This is a genomic window from Mesorhizobium delmotii (assembly GCF_900149755.1).
Lineage (GTDB): Bacteria > Pseudomonadota > Alphaproteobacteria > Rhizobiales > Rhizobiaceae > Mesorhizobium > Mesorhizobium delmotii.
This window is the reverse complement of record NZ_FUIG01000013.1, coordinates 1,714,548-1,730,459: the sequence shown is the minus strand read 5'-3', so window position 1 is coordinate 1,730,459 and position 15,912 is coordinate 1,714,548. Positions and strand designations below refer to the sequence as shown.

General features: G+C 62.5%; 14 protein-coding genes and 1 pseudogene. 9 read left to right on the top strand and 6 right to left on the bottom strand.

Features of this window, described 5'->3' with window-relative positions:
- Nucleotides 1-34 precede the first annotated feature (34 nt).
- The 6 genes from BQ8482_RS09670 (at nt 35) to hutC (ending at nt 6,046) form a co-directional block, all read left to right on the top strand.
- Nucleotides 35-1,141: an ABC transporter substrate-binding protein gene (locus tag BQ8482_RS09670; protein WP_123147502.1), complete on the top strand. Its 1,107-nt coding sequence runs from the start codon at nt 35-37 to the stop codon at nt 1,139-1,141.
- Nucleotides 1,142-1,207: 66 nt separating this feature from the next.
- The gene (locus BQ8482_RS09665; protein WP_123147224.1) at nt 1,208-2,152 is read left to right on the top strand and encodes an ABC transporter permease; all 945 of its coding nucleotides are present in this window, start codon (nt 1,208-1,210) and stop codon (nt 2,150-2,152) included.
- Nucleotides 2,149-2,949, top strand: coding sequence for an ABC transporter permease (locus tag BQ8482_RS09660; protein WP_077381150.1), 801 nt, complete (start codon nt 2,149-2,151; stop codon nt 2,947-2,949). Before BQ8482_RS09665 ends, BQ8482_RS09660 begins: the two co-directional genes overlap by 4 nt.
- Before the next feature lie 35 nt (nt 2,950-2,984).
- A complete protein-coding gene (hisD, locus tag BQ8482_RS09655) occupies nt 2,985-4,307 on the top strand; it encodes a histidinol dehydrogenase (RefSeq protein WP_123147223.1) in 1,323 nt (440 codons plus the stop codon).
- Nucleotides 4,308-4,313: 6 nt separating this feature from the next.
- The gene (locus BQ8482_RS09650) at nt 4,314-5,318 is read left to right on the top strand and encodes a zinc-dependent alcohol dehydrogenase (protein WP_123147501.1); all 1,005 of its coding nucleotides are present in this window, start codon (nt 4,314-4,316) and stop codon (nt 5,316-5,318) included.
- Nucleotides 5,315-6,046, top strand: a complete 732-nt coding sequence (gene hutC, locus BQ8482_RS09645) for a histidine utilization transcriptional repressor HutC (RefSeq protein ID WP_123147222.1) — start codon at nt 5,315-5,317, stop codon at nt 6,044-6,046. The genes BQ8482_RS09650 and hutC overlap by 4 nt, the downstream gene beginning before the upstream one ends.
- Nucleotides 6,047-6,241: 195 nt before the next feature.
- Here the strand turns inward: hutC and BQ8482_RS09640 are convergent, their stop codons facing one another.
- The 3 genes from BQ8482_RS09640 to BQ8482_RS09630 form a co-directional block, all read right to left on the bottom strand.
- Nucleotides 6,242-7,591 (bottom strand): SLC13 family permease, encoded by a 1,350-nt coding sequence (locus tag BQ8482_RS09640; RefSeq protein WP_123147221.1) that lies wholly within the window; start codon nt 7,589-7,591, stop codon nt 6,242-6,244.
- Nucleotides 7,592-7,702: 111 nt separating this feature from the next.
- Nucleotides 7,703-9,223 carry a malonate--CoA ligase gene (locus tag BQ8482_RS09635; protein ID WP_123147220.1) on the bottom strand — a complete coding sequence of 507 codons (1,521 nt, stop codon included), beginning with the start codon at nt 9,221-9,223 and terminating at the stop codon, nt 7,703-7,705.
- Nucleotides 9,224-9,244: 21 nt separating this feature from the next.
- Nucleotides 9,245-10,639, bottom strand: a complete 1,395-nt coding sequence (locus BQ8482_RS09630) for a malonyl-CoA decarboxylase (RefSeq protein WP_123147219.1) — start codon at nt 10,637-10,639, stop codon at nt 9,245-9,247.
- A 189-nt stretch (nt 10,640-10,828) separates the two neighbouring features.
- On the opposite strand from BQ8482_RS09630, the gene BQ8482_RS09625 reads away from it, so the two are divergent.
- Nucleotides 10,829-11,479 carry a GntR family transcriptional regulator gene (locus BQ8482_RS09625; RefSeq protein WP_123147218.1) on the top strand — a complete coding sequence of 217 codons (651 nt, stop codon included), beginning with the start codon at nt 10,829-10,831 and terminating at the stop codon, nt 11,477-11,479.
- 233 nt (nt 11,480-11,712) lie between these two features.
- Here BQ8482_RS09625 and BQ8482_RS09620 read toward each other — a convergent pair whose 3' ends face one another.
- Complete coding sequence (locus BQ8482_RS09620) at nt 11,713-12,279, bottom strand: transglutaminase-like cysteine peptidase (protein ID WP_123147500.1); 567 nt, start codon at nt 12,277-12,279, stop codon at nt 11,713-11,715.
- Between the two features lie 415 nt (nt 12,280-12,694).
- On the opposite strand from BQ8482_RS09620, the gene BQ8482_RS38620 reads away from it, so the two are divergent.
- Together BQ8482_RS38620 and BQ8482_RS09610 are read left to right on the top strand one after the other, a co-directional pair.
- Nucleotides 12,695-12,937 (top strand): hypothetical protein, encoded by a 243-nt coding sequence (locus tag BQ8482_RS38620; RefSeq protein ID WP_208867604.1) that lies wholly within the window; start codon nt 12,695-12,697, stop codon nt 12,935-12,937.
- A gap of 158 nt (nt 12,938-13,095) precedes the next feature.
- A pseudogene (locus BQ8482_RS09610) lies at nt 13,096-13,217 on the top strand (GntR family transcriptional regulator); the annotation flags it as partial.
- Nucleotides 13,218-13,343: 126 nt separating this feature from the next.
- Here the strand turns inward: BQ8482_RS09610 and BQ8482_RS09605 are convergent.
- A complete protein-coding gene (locus tag BQ8482_RS09605) occupies nt 13,344-15,512 on the bottom strand; it encodes an amylo-alpha-1,6-glucosidase (RefSeq protein ID WP_123147216.1) in 2,169 nt (722 codons plus the stop codon).
- Nucleotides 15,513-15,589: 77 nt separating this feature from the next.
- The gene (locus BQ8482_RS38615; protein WP_208867603.1) at nt 15,590-15,820 is read right to left on the bottom strand and encodes a hypothetical protein; all 231 of its coding nucleotides are present in this window, start codon (nt 15,818-15,820) and stop codon (nt 15,590-15,592) included.
- Between the last annotated feature and the right edge of the window lie 92 nt (nt 15,821-15,912).

The following is a 15,912-nucleotide window of genomic DNA, read 5'->3' as shown; positions in this document are numbered from 1 at the left end:
ACCGGAAACCGGTCAAACCCAGAGGAGAATGCAGATGAAGCGCTTTAAGCCGACATTATCCCATCTTTCCCGCAGAACCTTCCTTCAGGCCAGTGCCGCGCTCGGCGGCGCCTCGGCGCTCGGCCTGCGCGGCGCCTATGCGCAGGAACCGGAAAAGCCGGCGGAGATCATCGTGCGCGCCTGGGGCGGCAGTTGGGTGGATAGTTTGAAAGCCGGCGTGTCCGACAGCTTCACCAAAATGACGGGGATTGCTGTTCGTCACGACCTGACCGAAGACAATGAGATCCAGCCCAAGGTCTGGGCGGCCGTAGCGCAGAACCGGGTCCCGCCGATCCACATCAACTGGGACACCACCACCAATGCCACGAAATCGGCATTGCGCGGCGTGACGGAAGACCTCTCCGACCTGCCGAACCTCGCCAATGTGACGGACCTTGCCAAGCCGGCCGGTCTGGAAGGCTTCCCGATCGTCAATACCTACGGCTATGTCTATGTGCTTGCCTATCGGCCTGCGGCATTCCCGGACGGACCGCCGAAATCGTGGAAAGACCTGCTCGACCCGAAGTTCAAGGGGCGGCTTGCCTTCTACAATGACGGCATCGGCTTCCATTTCCCAGCCCAGGTCGCCGGTGGCGGCAAGCTGGAGGACATACCCGGCAACATGCAGCCGGCTTGGGATTTCATCACCAAGATGAAGGCGCAGCAGCCGCTGCTGGGCGAGGATCCCGACTTCACCACCTGGTTCCAGAACGGCGAGATCGACGCCGCATGCACCATCTCGACCAACGCCCGAGAGGCCCGCAAGAACGGCGTGAAAATCGAATGGGTCGTGCCGGAGGAGGGTGCGAAATTCGACACGGACGGTTTGTGGATCCCCAAGGGCCTGCCGGAAAACGAACTCTACTGGGCCAAGCAGTACATCAACCATGCGCTGACCAAGGAAGCGCAGCAGGTCTGGCTGGACGGCCTCGGCTTGCCGGGCGTGGTGCCGGGCCTCACACCGCCGAAGGATCTGGTGGGCGATCCGTCCTATCCGACCACCGAAGCGGATTTCCAGCGCCTCATCCGCATCTCCTCGAAGGTCCAGGTCGAGAACGAGAGCGAGTGGTTTTCCAAGTTCAAGGCGATCATGCAGGGCTGACGCCGGGTCGGCCGGTGCTGCCCTGGCGGCACCGGCTCCTTCACGACGTCGGATACGGATTTTTTCATGCGGGCAGCCAGGACAGCCTATCCCCTGAAATGGCGCATCATGGATGCGCTGGAAGGCATTGCCGCCGCCATCTGGCCGGCTCGGTTAAGGCGCGCCACGCCCTATCTGATGCTGCTTCCGGCGGTGCTGCTGGTCGGACTGCTCGCGCTTGGACTCATCCAGATCGCGGACGCCAGCCTGCGCACGCTCGATACCACCACCTTCCAATTCTCGGACGACTATTCCATCACCAATTTCCGGCGGGCGCTGACAGAGCCGCTATTCCTCGTTGTCGCGCAGCGCAGCCTCATCGCCGCCCTGATCGTCACCGCGGTGACACTCGTCTTCGCCTTTCCCTACGCCTATCTGATGGTGCGCACGCGTTCGCCAAGACTGCGCAAATTCCTGCTGATTGCGCTGTTCCTGCCCTTCTTCATCGGCCAGGTAGTGCGTGCCTATGGCTGGCTGATCATCTTAGGCAACCAGGGCATGGTGAACGAGGCACTCGGCCTTGTCGGGGTCGCCCCGATGCGGCTCATCTACAACTATCCCGCCGTGCTGTTCGGCCTCGTCCAGTACATGCTGCCGTTTGCCGTGCTGATGCTGGCGCCGGCACTCACCGCCATTCCCGAAGAGCTGGAGGCGGCAGCTGGATCGCTCGGCGCGAACTGGGTTCGCACGTTCATCCATGTCGTGTTGCCACTCGCTCGTCCGGGCTTCATCGGCGCCGGCGTGGTGGTGCTGACGCTTTCGCTCACCGATTTCGCAGTCCCCGCAATCCTTGGCGGCGGCTCGCAGGACTTTATCGCCAACGCCATCTACGACCAGTTCTTCCGAACGTCCGACCAGGGCCTCGGCGCGACGCTGGCGCTTATGCTGGTCGCGCTCGGGTCAATCCTCGTCGGCTTGGTGTTCGCGCTGTTCGGAGCCGGAACGCTTGCGATGGGGAGGTCACGGGCGTGAGCGGCTCGCGCAGCAAATCCGTTGTCTTGTGGACCCTGGTTACGATCGCCCTGGTGACGCTTTCGGCGCCGACGGTCGTCGTGCTCGGCGCTTCCTTCACCGGCGGCAACATCATCACGTTTCCGCCGGACGGGCTGTCGCTGCGGTGGTATGCGCGCATCTCGCAGGCCTCCGACCTGCGCAACGCTTTCCTGCGCACGCTCCAAGTTGCGACGGTCTGTACGATCGTTGCCATTCCCGTGGGCACGCTGGCCGGCATCGCGCTGGCGAAATATGCGGTGCGTTTCGAGAAGACGATCCAGATCTATCTGCTGCTGCCCTTTACCATCCCGCTGATCGGATCGGGCATCGGCCTCATGCTGATTTTCGGCAACGCCGGGATTCTCGGCCAGCTCTGGCCGGTCGGCATCGCCTGCTGCGTCATCAACCTTCCCTTCATGATCTGGGCAGTCACTGCGAGTGCCACCGGACTTGACCCGGACCTGGAACTGGCCGCCGCCAATTGCGGCGCGCCGCCGCTCCAGGTGTTCTTCTCCGTCACCCTGCCGGCGGTTATGCCGGGGGTGATCACCGGCTCGCTGCTGATGTTCATCCTTGCGCTCAACGAGTTCCTGGTCAGCCTGCTGCTCGTCGATGCCCGCATCGTGACGCTGCCGGTGCTGATCTACAACTCCATCCGCTCGATCATCACGCCGGATCTTGCCGCGATCTCCGTGGTCTTCATCGCCTGCTCGGCTGTCGCCGTCTTCCTGCTCGACAGGCTGGTCGGGCTCGACATCTTCCTGAAATCGAAATGAGGAATGCCGGCCCGCCGGGCCGAAAAGGAAATCCTATGCCAAACGTATCGTTCCACGACTTGAGCCAACTCGACGCCGCCAGTCGAGCCGCACTGATGCGGCGCTCAGAGACCGATCTCTCTGGCTTTATGGAGAAGGCCGCACCGATCATCGAGGCGGTCCGAACAGAAGGCGACGCCGCGCTCGTCCGCTTCGCCCGCGACTTGGACAAGGCAGATCTCGATGCCGCGCGGCTGAAGGTCAGCCCCGCCGAGTTCGATGCCGCCTTCGGCATGGTGGACGAGGACGTGGTCGCCGCCATTCGCTTCGGCATCGACAACATCCGGCATTTCCACGAAGAGCAGAAGCCGGAAGCGATGTGGCTTAAGGAAATGCGGCCCGGTGCCTATGCCGGGGACCGCTTCACGCCGATCCGCTCGGTGGCGCTCTATGTCCCGCGCGGCAAGGGGGCGTTCCCTTCGGTGACAATGATGACCGCAGTGCCCGCCGTCGTGGCGGGCGTCCCGGAGCTTGCTATCATGACGCCGCCAGCGGCCGATGGTTCGGTGGACGCAGCGACACTGGTTGCGGCGCGCCTCGCCGGCGTCGAAACGGTCTACAAATGCGGCGGCGCGCAGGCGGTCGCCGCGGTCGCCTACGGCACAGAGACGATCAAGCCCGCGCTCAAGATCGTCGGTCCAGGCAGCCCTTGGGTCGTTGCGGCCAAGCGGCTGCTTGCGGGAGTCATCGATCCAGGCCTTCCCGCCGGTCCGTCGGAAGCGATTATCCTCGCCGACGACAGCGTACATGGCGGACTGGCCGCGCTCGACCTCCTCATCGAGGCGGAGCACGGGCCGGACTCGTCGGCCTATCTGGTGACCCACAGCCGCCGCGTGGCGGAGGAGGCACTGGCGGCGCTGCCCGAGCACTGGGCGCGCATGACCGATCAGCGGGTAGCATTCTCCACCGCAGTGCTGACCGGTGCCTGTGGCGGCATCGTGCTGACGGCATCGATCGAGGAGAGCTACCGTTTCATCAACGACTACGCACCTGAGCATCTGGAGATCCTCTCCACCGATCCCTTTGCGCACCTTGGCCACATCACCGAAGCCGCCGAGATCCTGATGGGGCCGCACACGCCGGTTTCGATCGGCAATTTCGGGCTGGGCCCCAACGCCGTGCTGCCGACCAGCCGCTGGGCGCGTACCTGTGGACCGCTCTCGGTCACGGATTTCGTCAAGCGCTCTTCCATCGGCTACGTGACGGCGACGGCCTATCCGGAATTCGCGCGTCATGCCCGCACGCTTGCCCGCTATGAAGGCTTTTCCTCGCACGAACACGCCGTTTCCGACGTGCGCGACCGATATTTGGTGCGGTAGCGGATGATGAAGGCGGCCAGACTCCATGCGGCGGGCGACTTGCGGGTCGAGGATGTGCCGTCTCCCGGCGAACCAGGGCCTGGCTGGGTGCGGCTCAGGGTGACGGCCGCCGGCATCTGCGGCTCCGACCTCCACAATTTCCGCACCGGTCAGTGGATCAGCCGCGCGCCGAGCGTCGTTGGACATGAGTTCGCCGGCGAAGTGACTGCCGTGGGGGCCGGCGTGTCCCAGGTGGCCCTCGGAGACCGGGTCGTCGCCGATTCGCGTTTCTGGTGCGGCGAATGTCCTGCTTGCCGGGCCGGCCTGCATAATGTCTGTGCCACACTGGGCTTTGTAGGCGAGGTCTGCGACGGCGGCTTCGCGGAAGAGACGGAGCTGCCGGCGCGGCTGCTCCTGCGCCATGACCCCGCGCTCGATCCCGCAATAGCCGCCATGGCGGAGCCGCTGGCGGTCGCCCTGCACGCAGTGCGGCGGCTGTCGGCGCCGGCCGGGGCGCCAGTGCTTATCGCCGGTTGCGGCCCGATCGGCGGGCTGGCGGCGCTGCTCCTGTCGCGGCGCAGCGAGAGACCGGTCCTCGTCGCCGACCGCAATGCGGCACGTGCGGATCTCGTGGCCGAGGTGAGCGGCGCGACCGTCGTCGACCTGGACATCCTGCCCCACGATCCCAACTTGCGCCATGCCATCGACGCGACGGGAAATGTGACGGTGATGGCGCGGCTGCTCGATCGTTTGGCCGGCGGCGGCACGCTGGCGCTGGTCGGCATTTCGCATGGCCGCCTCGACCTCGACCCCAACTTCCTGGTCGAGCGCGAGATCGCGCTTGTCGGCTGCCACGCCTTCGCCGACGAGCTTGCGCCGGCCGTAGCCATGCTTGGTGATCTCGCCCCCGCGCTGTCGCGTTTCGTGGCCGAGGAGATCGCGATCGGCGAAATTCCCGCCGCCTACCACCGCCTGATCGCAGGCGCGAGCGGCGGCCTGAAGACCATCGTCCGAATGGAGAGAGGGCGATGATCAAGCTTCCTGAAACTGCCGGACCGCTCTACGAAAAGGTCAAGGACTACGTGCTTGGCAACATCGGCAGCGGCAAATGGCCGAAGGACCGCAGGCTGCCTTCCGAAAACGAGCTGGTCAGCACGCTCGGCGTCTCGCGCATGACCGTGCACCGGGCGCTGAGGGAACTGACCTCGGAAGGCCACCTCCTGCGCATCCAGGGCGTAGGCACCTTCGTGGCGCCGCCGAAACCGCAATCTGCTCTCATCGAAATCAGGAACATCGCCGGCGAGATCGCCGCGCGCGGCGGACGCCACAGGGCCGAGGTCGTCGTGCTCGAGAAGATCCGCGACCCGGCGCTGGACCTCATTGTCGCCTTCGAGTTCATGCGCCGCAGGCCGGTCGCCCATTCGATCATCGTGCATTTCGAGGACGATGTGCCCGTCCAGCTTGAGGAACGCTTCGTCAATTCGGCTCTCGCACCGGACTACCACCGGCAAAATTTTGTTGCGACCACCACCTACGACTATCTGCAGCGGGCGACGCCGCTGACGGAAGTGGAGCACGTGATCTCGGCCGTCGCCGCCGACGAGGTGGCCGCCGGCCGTTTGATGATCCGGCCAGGCGACCCCTGCCTGCTCCTGCATCGGCGGACCTGGTCAGGCGCGGCGGTCGCCACCGTCAACAAGCTCACCTATGTCGGCAGCCGCTATTCGCTGGGCAGCCGCTACGCGCCCTCGCCCGCCTGAGCGGGGTCACGTAGCCAAACCGGGCGGGGCACCCTATCGGCCCAACGGCTGCTTTGATAGGGAATCAGTTCTGCCTGCGCCGGCGTTTTTCTTGTTGACGCCGACCAGATCAGGTTCGGGGTCAAGCCTGGCCGCCGGTCAAATTGCACCGGAGCGGCCAGACTGATTGGGAATGTCCGGGAAGCGGCCGACCGTTCAAACTAATCCGGGGACCACGAAAACCAGCCAGGCGATGACAGGGCCGATGATGGCGATAAGCGCGCTGTAGATCAGCAACGTCTTCAGCACGCTCTCGCGCTCTGCTTCCCGGGCATTGGCGACGACCAGCGCGCCGTTGGTCGAAAACGGACTGGTGTCAACGATGGTGGTGGAGATCGCGATCGCGGCAACCACACCTATGGCACTGATCTGTCCCTGCAGAAGGAAGGGCACGGCCAGTGGAATGATGGCTCCCAGCAATGCCGTGGACGAGGCGAATGCCGATACAATGGCGCCGGTGAAGCAGAGGAGGAGTGCAACCAGCAGCGGCATGCCCAGGCTTGAAATGCCGTGGGCGACGTAGTCGATCGTGCCGATCTTCTCCATGACGCCGACATAGGTGATGATGCCGGCGATCAGGAGCACCGTCGACCAGCTGACCTTGTCGATCGCTGCCTTTTGGGTCTTCGGCGAGAGGAGTGCGAGCGCGACCGCGACAGTGATCGCGACCAGGCCGACATTGAACTTGAAGACAAGTGCGCCGACCGCGAGCGCGGTTAGGCCGATTAATGTCGTCAACGTTTCCGTAGTCAGGCCGGAAAGCGCCGACACATTTTTTGTCTGCTCCTCAAATACGTGATGGCTGATCGGAGTAGCCGGCGTGCCGCCGTGGCCGACGATTGACTGCGTCACGCCCTCGGGGTGGAGGTCAGGCAGCGGTCCCGACGCCATCGAATACTTACGCAGCACCTTCGAGCCGCCGAAGACGAAGAATACGAGGACGGCGATGGCCAGGTTGAAGAAGAAGCTGGAGAGAAACAGTGATGTCGGCGCGAACGGCAACCCCGCCTTTTCGACGATCTGGTTGGTGATGCCGCCATAGACGCTGATCGGCGAAAAGCCGCCCGCCTGTGCACCGTGAATAACCATCAATCCCATCATGACCGGATTGATGCGGTACTGGAACGCAAAACCCAGCGCCACCGGGGCCAGGATGGCGACCGCCGCAGGTCCGAGCGCACCGAAGCCGGTGATGACGGCGGCGACCAGGAACATGACCCAGGGAATCCACGCCACATGTCCGCGCACCAGTTTGACCGCGCCCTCGACCAGCCAATCGATAGTACCGTTGATCTGGGCGATGGCGAACAGGTAGGTAATGCCGACCAGTGTCAGGAAGAGGTCGCTCGGGAAGCCAGCAAATATTTCCGCCGGCTTCATAGCCATGATGAGCGAGCCGACCAGAAAGGCGCATGCGAAGGCGAGTGCGCCCATATTGATCGGCTGGATGGTGGCGATCACGAACATGCCGACCAGCAGCGCGATCGACAGAATCTGGATGTTCATAGCTTCCTCCCTCGGGAAACGCCTTCAGGCGCCCGTTCTCATTTCCATCGGTAGTAGATCAGCCTGCGCTGGTCTCGCTCCCAAGCACCAACGCAGGGTAGTCAGCGCCTCCTAGGAGGCGGGCATGTAAAGGTTGCTGAACCGGTCGCGCAGAAGGTTCTTCTGCACCTTTCCCATGGTGTTGCGCGGAAGGTCCTCGGCGAAGATCACCCGTTTCGGCTGCTTGTAGCGCGCGAGGCGGTCGCTCAGCGCGTTGAGCACGGCCTTTTCGTCCATTGTGGCACCGGGCTTGAGCACCACGATGGCCGTCACCCCCTCCCCGAAATCCGGATGTGCAATGCCGATGACCGCACTCTCGGCGACACCGTCGAGCCGGTCGATCTCACCCTCGACTTCCTTCGGGTAGATATTATAGCCGCCGGAGATCACCAGGTCCTTGTCGCGGCCGACGATGTGGAGATAGCCCGCCTCATCGATCTTGCCGAGGTCGCCGCTGATGAAATAGCCGTCCTTGGTGAACTCCGCCGCAGTCTTTTCAGGCATCCGCCAATAACCTTTGAAAACGTTCGGGCCCTTGATCTCGATCATGCCGGTTTCGCCTGGTCCGAGCGTCTCGCCCGTGGCCGGATCGGTGACCCTCATCGACACGCCCGGGAGTGGGAAACCTACTGTCCCTGCCCTTCGCTCGCCGTCATAGGGGTTTGAGGTGTTCATGTTGGTTTCGGTCATGCCGTAGCGTTCGAGAATGGCGTGACCGGTGCGCTGCTTGAATGCGGCGTGCGTTTCAGCGAGCAGCGGCGCCGAGCCGGAGATGAACAGCCGAATGTTGGCGACCGTCTCCCGGTTCAGGCCCTCATGCTGAAGCAACCGGACATAGAAGGTCGGCACGCCCATCATCAGCGTCGCCCGCGACATCAGAGGAAGGATTTCGCCAGGCTCGAACTTTGGCAGCAGAAACATCGAGGCGCCGGAAACCAGCGTGACATTGGTCGCCACGAAGAGCCCATGCGTGTGAAAAATCGGCAGCGCGTGGATCAGCCGGTCGGCTGCGGTCACGTGCCAGCATTCGCGCAGTGCTAATGCATTGGACAAAAGGTTGTCGTGCGTCAGCATTGCGCCCTTGGAACGGCCGGTGGTCCCAGATGTGTACAGGATCGCGGCGAGATCGTCAGGCGCGCGCGCCGCGTCGAGAAAATCGGCAGACTCGTCCCTGGCCAACTCCATGAGCGACCCGGCGCCGTCCGCATCGAGCGTTTCGACGATCGCGCCGTGGCCGTGCGCGATCCTTTCGACATCAGCTCGCGACTTCGAGGAGACGATGACGAGCCGCGGTTCGGCGTCACCGATAAAATAGTCGAGTTCAGCCAGCGTATAGGCGGTATTCAGCGGCAGATAGATCGCCCCGCAGCGCACGCATGCGAGATAGAGCATCAGAGCCAGCGGGCTCTTGTCCACCTGGACCGCGACGCGGTCGCCTGGGCGAACGCCGAGCACATCAATTGCGCTGGCGATCTGTCCGGAGAGCCGCAGCGCATCTGCATAGGTCCAACGCTGACCATCAATAGTCTCGATGAAAATCGACTCGCCTGACTTGGCGGATGCTCGCATGGCGTCGAACAGGTGATTGCTCATTGAACTCCTCCCAATTTGCTTTTAGGTTTTCTGCATTTCGGTGCGGCGTCGACGAACCGGGGCGCCAATACTGGTGTCGGTCGAAGCGGTTGCCGCCAGTTTTCTCACCTCCGGCGAAGCAGCGATCTCGCCATGTTGCGCCAAGGCTTCGTGGTTCGCCTCGATGTCGTCCAACTTGTAAAAGTAGTTGACCATCAAGCCGTGGGACTGCCGCATCGCCTTGGCGGAGCGATCGGCGAGGAAGTTCAGCCGTTCAAGGCGAGCGCCGTTGCCCAAATGAAAACGCGCCACAGGATCGACCGGCCGTCTGCCGGTGGCACGTTCCTTGACGAAATAGCGTGCGGCGAGCGGGAGGAGCACAGCTTCCACGACCCGTGCCTTCTGCGGATTGTCCGCCCAGCTCGGATCGTCCAGCAACTCGAGCGTCTTGAGGGCCTGATCATCGAGACTCGCATCGGTCGCCTTGCGCAGTCTTGCTAGCCAGCCAGCGAAACCCGGAACCGGCGACAGCGTCACGAAGGTCTTCAAGCCCGGCAGGTCGCGGCGCAAATCCTCCACCACCTGCTTGATCAGAAAGTTCCCGAAAGAGATGCCGCGCAGTCCGTCCTGGCAGTTGGAGATCGAATAGAAGACAGCGGTGGTGGCGTCCTGGGCCGTGATCGACGAACGGTTTACATCGAGCACATCAGCGATGGCAGAGGGAATCGCCTTGGTCAGCGCGACCTCAACGAAGATCAGCGGATCGTCTGCGAGACGCGGGTGGAAGAACGCAAAGCACCTGCGGTCGGCTGGAGCTAGCCTCCGCCGCAGTTCCTCCCAGCCGGCGATTTCATGCACAGCCTCGTATCTGATGATCTTCTCCAGGATGTCGGCTGGCGTCGACCAGTCGATCGGACGCAGGGTCAGAAAACCGCGGTTGAACCATGAGCCGAACAGGTGGGCGAAGTCGGCATCGACGGCGCGAAACGGTTCCGTCGCATCCTTCATGGCTAATAGGCGCTCGCGCATCTCCACCAGTCTTGCCGTGCCTTTGGGGGCCAGGTTGAGTCTGCGCACCAGTTCCTGGCGACGCGGCTCGGCTGCCTGGTGCAGTTCGATGACGGCGTCCGAACTCCTGTCGCTGCGGTAGCGCTCGATGGCTTTGTCAAGCTTGGCGATGTCTGGGCCGAACTGTTCGTGCAGCATACGCACGAAGTCTTGCTGACCGGCCGCGTCCAGTTGGGCCCAGCGCTGAAGGACCTCGGCGGCCAATGCCATGCCCGAGGCTTCGCCCCGGCTCGACAAAAGCATGTCGCAGAGTGTTTCGATATTCGTCTCGGCTTGGACCGGCTCGCTGCGCGCCCCTGCCGCAAGCAGCCTGCGGCCGCGATCGGTGATGCTTTGCACCATATCGCTAAAGAACGAGATGCCTGCCATGTCGGAGTCCTCCTGGCAAAGTCGAAATCGGCGCAAAAGACCCTCCGCGCGCTCGCGGTGCTACTGCTCGGTTGAATCCGCCAATTGTGTGCGACTTGCCTATTATGGTATCGTTATTAAATGCGATTGTGCGCAAAGTCAACTATCTTGCATACAAGAATTCGGGTAATGCATTTTGGAGTCCGAAAAATGTCAGGGAATGTTGTTCAACGCCTACGTGACGAGATCGAAAACGGCATCATCTCGAACGACTTCGCCCCCGGTGCACGACTAGACGAGGTGCAATTGGCAACACGCTTCGGCGTGTCGAGAACGCCGGTGCGCGAGGCGCTGATGCAGTTGAACGCGATCGGGCTGGTGGAGATCCGGCCGCGCCGGGGTGCCGTGGTGATCGATCCGGGACCGCACCGCGTTTTCGAAATGTTCGAGGTGATGGCGGAACTTGAAGGTTTGGCCGGTTCGCTGGCCGCGCGACGGTTCACCGATGCCGATCGCACAACCATCCTGGGAGCGCATGCAGATTGCGAGCGTTCGTCCTCGGCCGGCGACAGCGACCTCTACTATTACGATAACGAACGTTTTCACAAGGCTATCTATGCTGCCAGCCACAGCGGTTTCCTGGCCGAGCAGTGCGTCGCACTGCATCGCCGTCTGCAACCCTACAGGCGTCTCCAGCTTCGCGTGCGCAACCGCGTTGCCACCTCGTTCGCCGAGCATGGCGCGATCGTGGAAGCAATCCTAGCCGGCGACGCGGAGCGGGCGCGCACGCTCCTGCGCCAGCATGTCAGCATCCAGGGCGAGCGTTTCAGCGATCTTGTAGCGACGATGGCGAGCAGATAGTGGATCGCCCAGTGGTTCCCGAATACAATGTTACGCGACTTTTGGCGAACAAACATCGAACATTCCTATAGCGGCTTCCCTCACATGCTGCGGATTCGCGTTTCGTGATAGGCTCAGTTGCGCAATGACGGCATATCCCATTTCAGCATCGCGAGTTCGCGCTCGCCAAAAACGCGTGCCCGAACGATCTTGAGGGACCGCAGCACAAGCGGTTGCGCGAGCCGCAGACGCGCCTACGGTTGTCCGGCCTTGCCTATCCGCTCCCACACCTTGCCGTTCGACTGTGACTGGCGTGCAAAGTAACGGTAGGACGTTCGCGACCAGTCCCTGATCGCCGACGTTTTGTTGTCGAGCACCAGATCACCCTGGCTGGTGCGCACTGTCAGAACGGTGTGGCCTTCTTTCCCGCTGCGCGCCACAGTCAGCAGCAGGGCAGAAGCCGGCCAGCCGAGCTTGAGTAGCTCGCTTTTCTTGAGGATGGCGAAGTCCTCGCAATCGCCCTGGTCTTTCGGCAAGTCCCACTCGTCGGCCTTGCCCGTGGTGCTGACATCGCTTCGTTCAGCAATGCGGTGGTTGACTGCGGCGTTGACTCTTGCGAGCTCCGCCTTGCGAGGTCCCGTCAAGTCCACAACTTTGGTCTTGCCTCTGGTGTCGCAAAGCGTTTTTTCCTTAGCGCAGAAGGTTTTGAAGGCAGGGGGCGCAAGCGCATAGCCCTGCGTCTGCATTGTAGTGCCAGCGCCGGAAGCCTGGGTGCAGGCCGAGAGCAGGACAGCGCATGTGCGCAGCGTCAGAATTCGCATCATAAACGAGGGGCCTCTGTGGTCGCCTCGCAATAGTCGACGCTGAACCTAAAGCAATCCCTCGCGACGCCTTAGCGTCCTGTTTTTGGTTAACAAATTGTAACGGTGACGGGAACATTTGAAACAGTATTCGCGTTTTAGTAGCAGTTAATATAATGGAGAGCTAATATGTGCACGCTAGAGTCACTACTCAACGGCACCGGTATAGTGTTGATATCAGCCACCTTTTTTGGAGTGGCGGCGACCGTTCCAGCACGAGTCCAAGAGATCGAGCGGCCCGTACTCACGGCTCAGCAATGCAACCCTCTGACGAACGCTAACTATGAGCTTTGCTGCGTGGCGCTGAACCGGACTGACATTCTCACGGCGGCGCAAATCGACCAATGTCCGCCGATGACCACTGCGCAAATCCAAAGTGTCTTGGCTGCCGACGACAGCGGCGGCGATAGTGGCGGCGGTGGCGACAATGGCGATGGTGGCGATGGCGGCGATAATGGCGATGGGGGCGATGATGGCGGCGGTGGCGGCGATGGCGGCGATGGCGGCGGCGGCGATGGGGGCGATGATGGCGATGATGGCGATGACGACGGAAACGGCAACTCCGGCCACGTCAACGCAGGTCCAGGCAATGGCGGTGAAGGTGCTGCCGGCGAGCTAGGCGATCGGGATCCCGGCAGGTCTGGGGAGCATAACAGTGCGCCCGACACGCCCGGCGACAGATGAAGAACCAAAGTCGCGCCGGCTCATTGTGGCTGGCGCGACGTTCTGCCAGAAGGAAAGCCCGGAGCATGCGCGGAGGGCAATGAGGACGGTGGGTGCGCGATCGTGGAAGCAATCCTCGCCGGCGACGCGGAGCGGGCGCGCACGCTCCTGCGCCAGCATGTCAGCATCCAGGGCGACGTTTCAGCGATCTTGTAGCGACGCTGGCGAGCAGATAGTCGTCCGGTTTGGCTTGGGCGGGTACCACCGTACAGTCGGTGCGCTGGCGATCGGCGCAGGTATCAGTTGCGCCGTAGTCATTGATGGCAGTGTCCATCACGGAGCACATGGCCAGCCAGCCTGCGCTAAGAGCGCACCACCAGAGGCACCAGACCTTCATGGCGATGGTCGAGATAGCACACAACGCGGTCGCCAATGCGCTCGAAGATGAGATCGACTTTCGCCTCGCCGATGGCCAGATGGCGGATAACAATGTTGTCGATACCGATCGGCAGCCGCGGGCGCTCCACAGTGATCTCGCGCTTCCAGCCGTCGACCCGGATGCCCAGGCAGGCCTGCAGCATCATGAATGCGGAGCCTGCCGACCATGCCTGCGGCAGACATGCGACCGGGTAGGCCACCGGTGAATCGCTGGCCGCGCGCGTAAAGCCGCAGAACAGCTCCGGCAGGCGCATGTTGAAACGGACCGCCGCCTCGAACATACCGCTCATCAGCTTCACGACGCTGTCGCGCTCGTGATAGCGGGCGAGCCCGGAAGCGCAGAGTGCAGTGTCGTGCGGCCAGATCGACCCATTATGATAGGACATCGGGTTAAATGGGACCTCGTCGTCGGCCAGTGTGCGAACGCCCCAACCGCTATGGAGATGACCTGAGAGCAGCTGGGTGGCAAGTGCCTGCGCCCGTTTCGCTGAAGGCAGCCCGACGTAGAGCAGGTGACCGGCATTGGACGCGCGAACCGCGCATTGCTTGCCTTCTCCGTCGATTGCCAAAGCATAGAAATCTCGGTCCGGCATCCAGAAATGCGTCTCCACCGCCTCACGGATGCCCTCTGCCAGGGCGCTCCAGTGCGCCGCCTTTGCATCGTCGCCGCGTCTGGCGGCCAGCGCGGCCATACCTTGATATGCGGCGAAGACATAACCTTGCACCTCGACCAATGCGATCGGCCCTTTGGGGATCGTGCCGTCGGCATGGAAGATGGCATCGGCGCTGTCCTTCCAGCCTTGGTTGAACAGCCCCGTGTCGGCCGCCCTGTTGTAGGTTACAAAGCCTTCCCCGTTGCGGGCTCCGACCTCCTCCATCCACGCAGTGGCAGCGCCCAGCGAGTTCCACATGCGATCGACGAATGCCTCGTCTCCGGTGCGATCGGCGTAGGACGAAGCCAGATAGACATAGAGTGGCGTGGTGTCGACGCCGCCATAGTAGCGGCCGAACGGCAGCTCGCGCAGCACGGCCATTTCGCCCTTCCGGGTTTCATGCATGATTTTGCCAGGTTCGGCATCGTCGAACACAGAGGTCTCGGTCGACTGATAGTGAGCAAGGAAGGCCAGCACCCCACGAGCAAGGTCCGGATTGAGCCAGAGCATCTGTAAGGCGGAAATAACGCCATCGCGGCCGAAAGCCGTCGAAAACCAGGGAATGCCGGCATATGGGTATGGCCCGGTCTCCAGATCGGTCGTCAGTAGCGCGATGTCGGCGCGGGTGCGTGTCAGCCAATCGTTGAACACGCGGCCGGAGCTGAAGACGGTGGCGCCCTGCCGGCGCTTTGAGCGCATGGCAAAGCGGGCTCTCGCAGCGGCCGCGCGAAAGCGGTCGCTGGAGGGGGTCTCTTCGCTGTGGCCGACCTCCAGGTACAATGCTCTGCTGTCACGCCTTGCCACGAGAATGAGGAAGTCGGCGTGGTTGGGGTGCACCTGATCGGGCTTGATCGAGAATGCGATAACCGATTGACGAGCCACATTGTCGAGGCCTTCATATCGGAACGTTACGCCCACCTCGCCGACCAGAGCGTCATGCGCGCGGCCGCGGCGGCTACGCGTAGTGCCGCGCACCTCGAACATGTCACGGAAATCGGCGTCGAAGTCGAGCCGGACCGGCAGATCCACCTCGCGCGCGGAATAGTTGGTGAAGGTGATGCGTTCGAACATGCGGTCCTGCCAGATGAACCGCGTCCGGTCGATATGGACGACGCCCGGCAATGCTTCGCTGCCATTCGGCCCGATAGTGGCCAGGTTGGTGAGATTGGCGGTGAACAGGATGTTGTCCTGCGACAGCGAGGCGCCGAGCAGCGACGGCATCCGGCCGCCGACGAACAGACGGAAGCGCGATAGTACACGCGTGTCGTCGCGGAAAAGCCCGTCGCCGGTGCCGCGTATATCGCCGTAGCTGTCTGCGACGACGAAGCAATCCTCATGCTTCAGCGCAAATTGCCGATGCGGCTCGCGCGGTGCCGTCTCGTCAATCGCCGGGAGCGCCACGGCTGGATCAAGCTTGCGGTCTTCGAGTTGAGTGGTCATGGTCAACTCCTCCTGTTCAGAAGCGACCAAGGCGGCTCAGGCGCTGATCCGGGCAGCCGAGCCCTCTCCTTGCTCTGTCAGGTAGACATAGTCATCATTGCGGTATTTTTAATTGCGGTATTTTTAGCGCGCTTGTTTTGAGAACCAAGTGCATTCGTTGTGCCCTCCTTGCGCGAGCGATAGATCGCCAAGTAGTCGCTGCACATGCGCTCGACCGTGAATCGCACTTCAAAAGTTTGTCGCACCCGTGCACGATCGACGCCGCTTATCCGCGGTGCCGCGTCCACAGCTTCGTCTGGTGTGTCCACGATCAATCCTGACAACTTCTCGAAAGCGAAGGTCATCCTTCAAAAAGCTTCGACGCCCCCCTTCCTCGCGTTCATTGCGGTCCTATAGCGCG

Excerpts from the sequence above, each read along its gene's own strand:
- BQ8482_RS09620 (WP_123147500.1), bottom strand. The coding sequence starts at position 12,279 with ATGCGAATTCTGACGCTGCGCACATGCGCTGTCCTGCTCTCGGCCTGC.
- BQ8482_RS09635 (WP_123147220.1), bottom strand. The coding sequence starts at position 9,223 with ATGAGCAATCACCTGTTCGACGCCATGCGAGCATCCGCCAAGTCAGGC.
- BQ8482_RS09605 (WP_123147216.1), bottom strand. The coding sequence starts at position 15,512 with ATGACCACTCAACTCGAAGACCGCAAGCTTGATCCAGCCGTGGCGCTC.
- BQ8482_RS09625 (WP_123147218.1), top strand. The coding sequence starts at position 10,829 with ATGTCAGGGAATGTTGTTCAACGCCTACGTGACGAGATCGAAAACGGC.
- BQ8482_RS09670 (WP_123147502.1), top strand. The coding sequence starts at position 35 with ATGAAGCGCTTTAAGCCGACATTATCCCATCTTTCCCGCAGAACCTTC.
- BQ8482_RS09665 (WP_123147224.1), top strand. The coding sequence starts at position 1,208 with ATGCGGGCAGCCAGGACAGCCTATCCCCTGAAATGGCGCATCATGGAT.
- BQ8482_RS09640 (WP_123147221.1), bottom strand. The coding sequence starts at position 7,591 with ATGAACATCCAGATTCTGTCGATCGCGCTGCTGGTCGGCATGTTCGTG.
- hutC (WP_123147222.1), top strand. The coding sequence starts at position 5,315 with ATGATCAAGCTTCCTGAAACTGCCGGACCGCTCTACGAAAAGGTCAAG.
- hisD (WP_123147223.1), top strand. The coding sequence starts at position 2,985 with ATGCCAAACGTATCGTTCCACGACTTGAGCCAACTCGACGCCGCCAGT.
- BQ8482_RS09650 (WP_123147501.1), top strand. The coding sequence starts at position 4,314 with ATGAAGGCGGCCAGACTCCATGCGGCGGGCGACTTGCGGGTCGAGGAT.
- BQ8482_RS09630 (WP_123147219.1), bottom strand. The coding sequence starts at position 10,639 with ATGGCAGGCATCTCGTTCTTTAGCGATATGGTGCAAAGCATCACCGAT.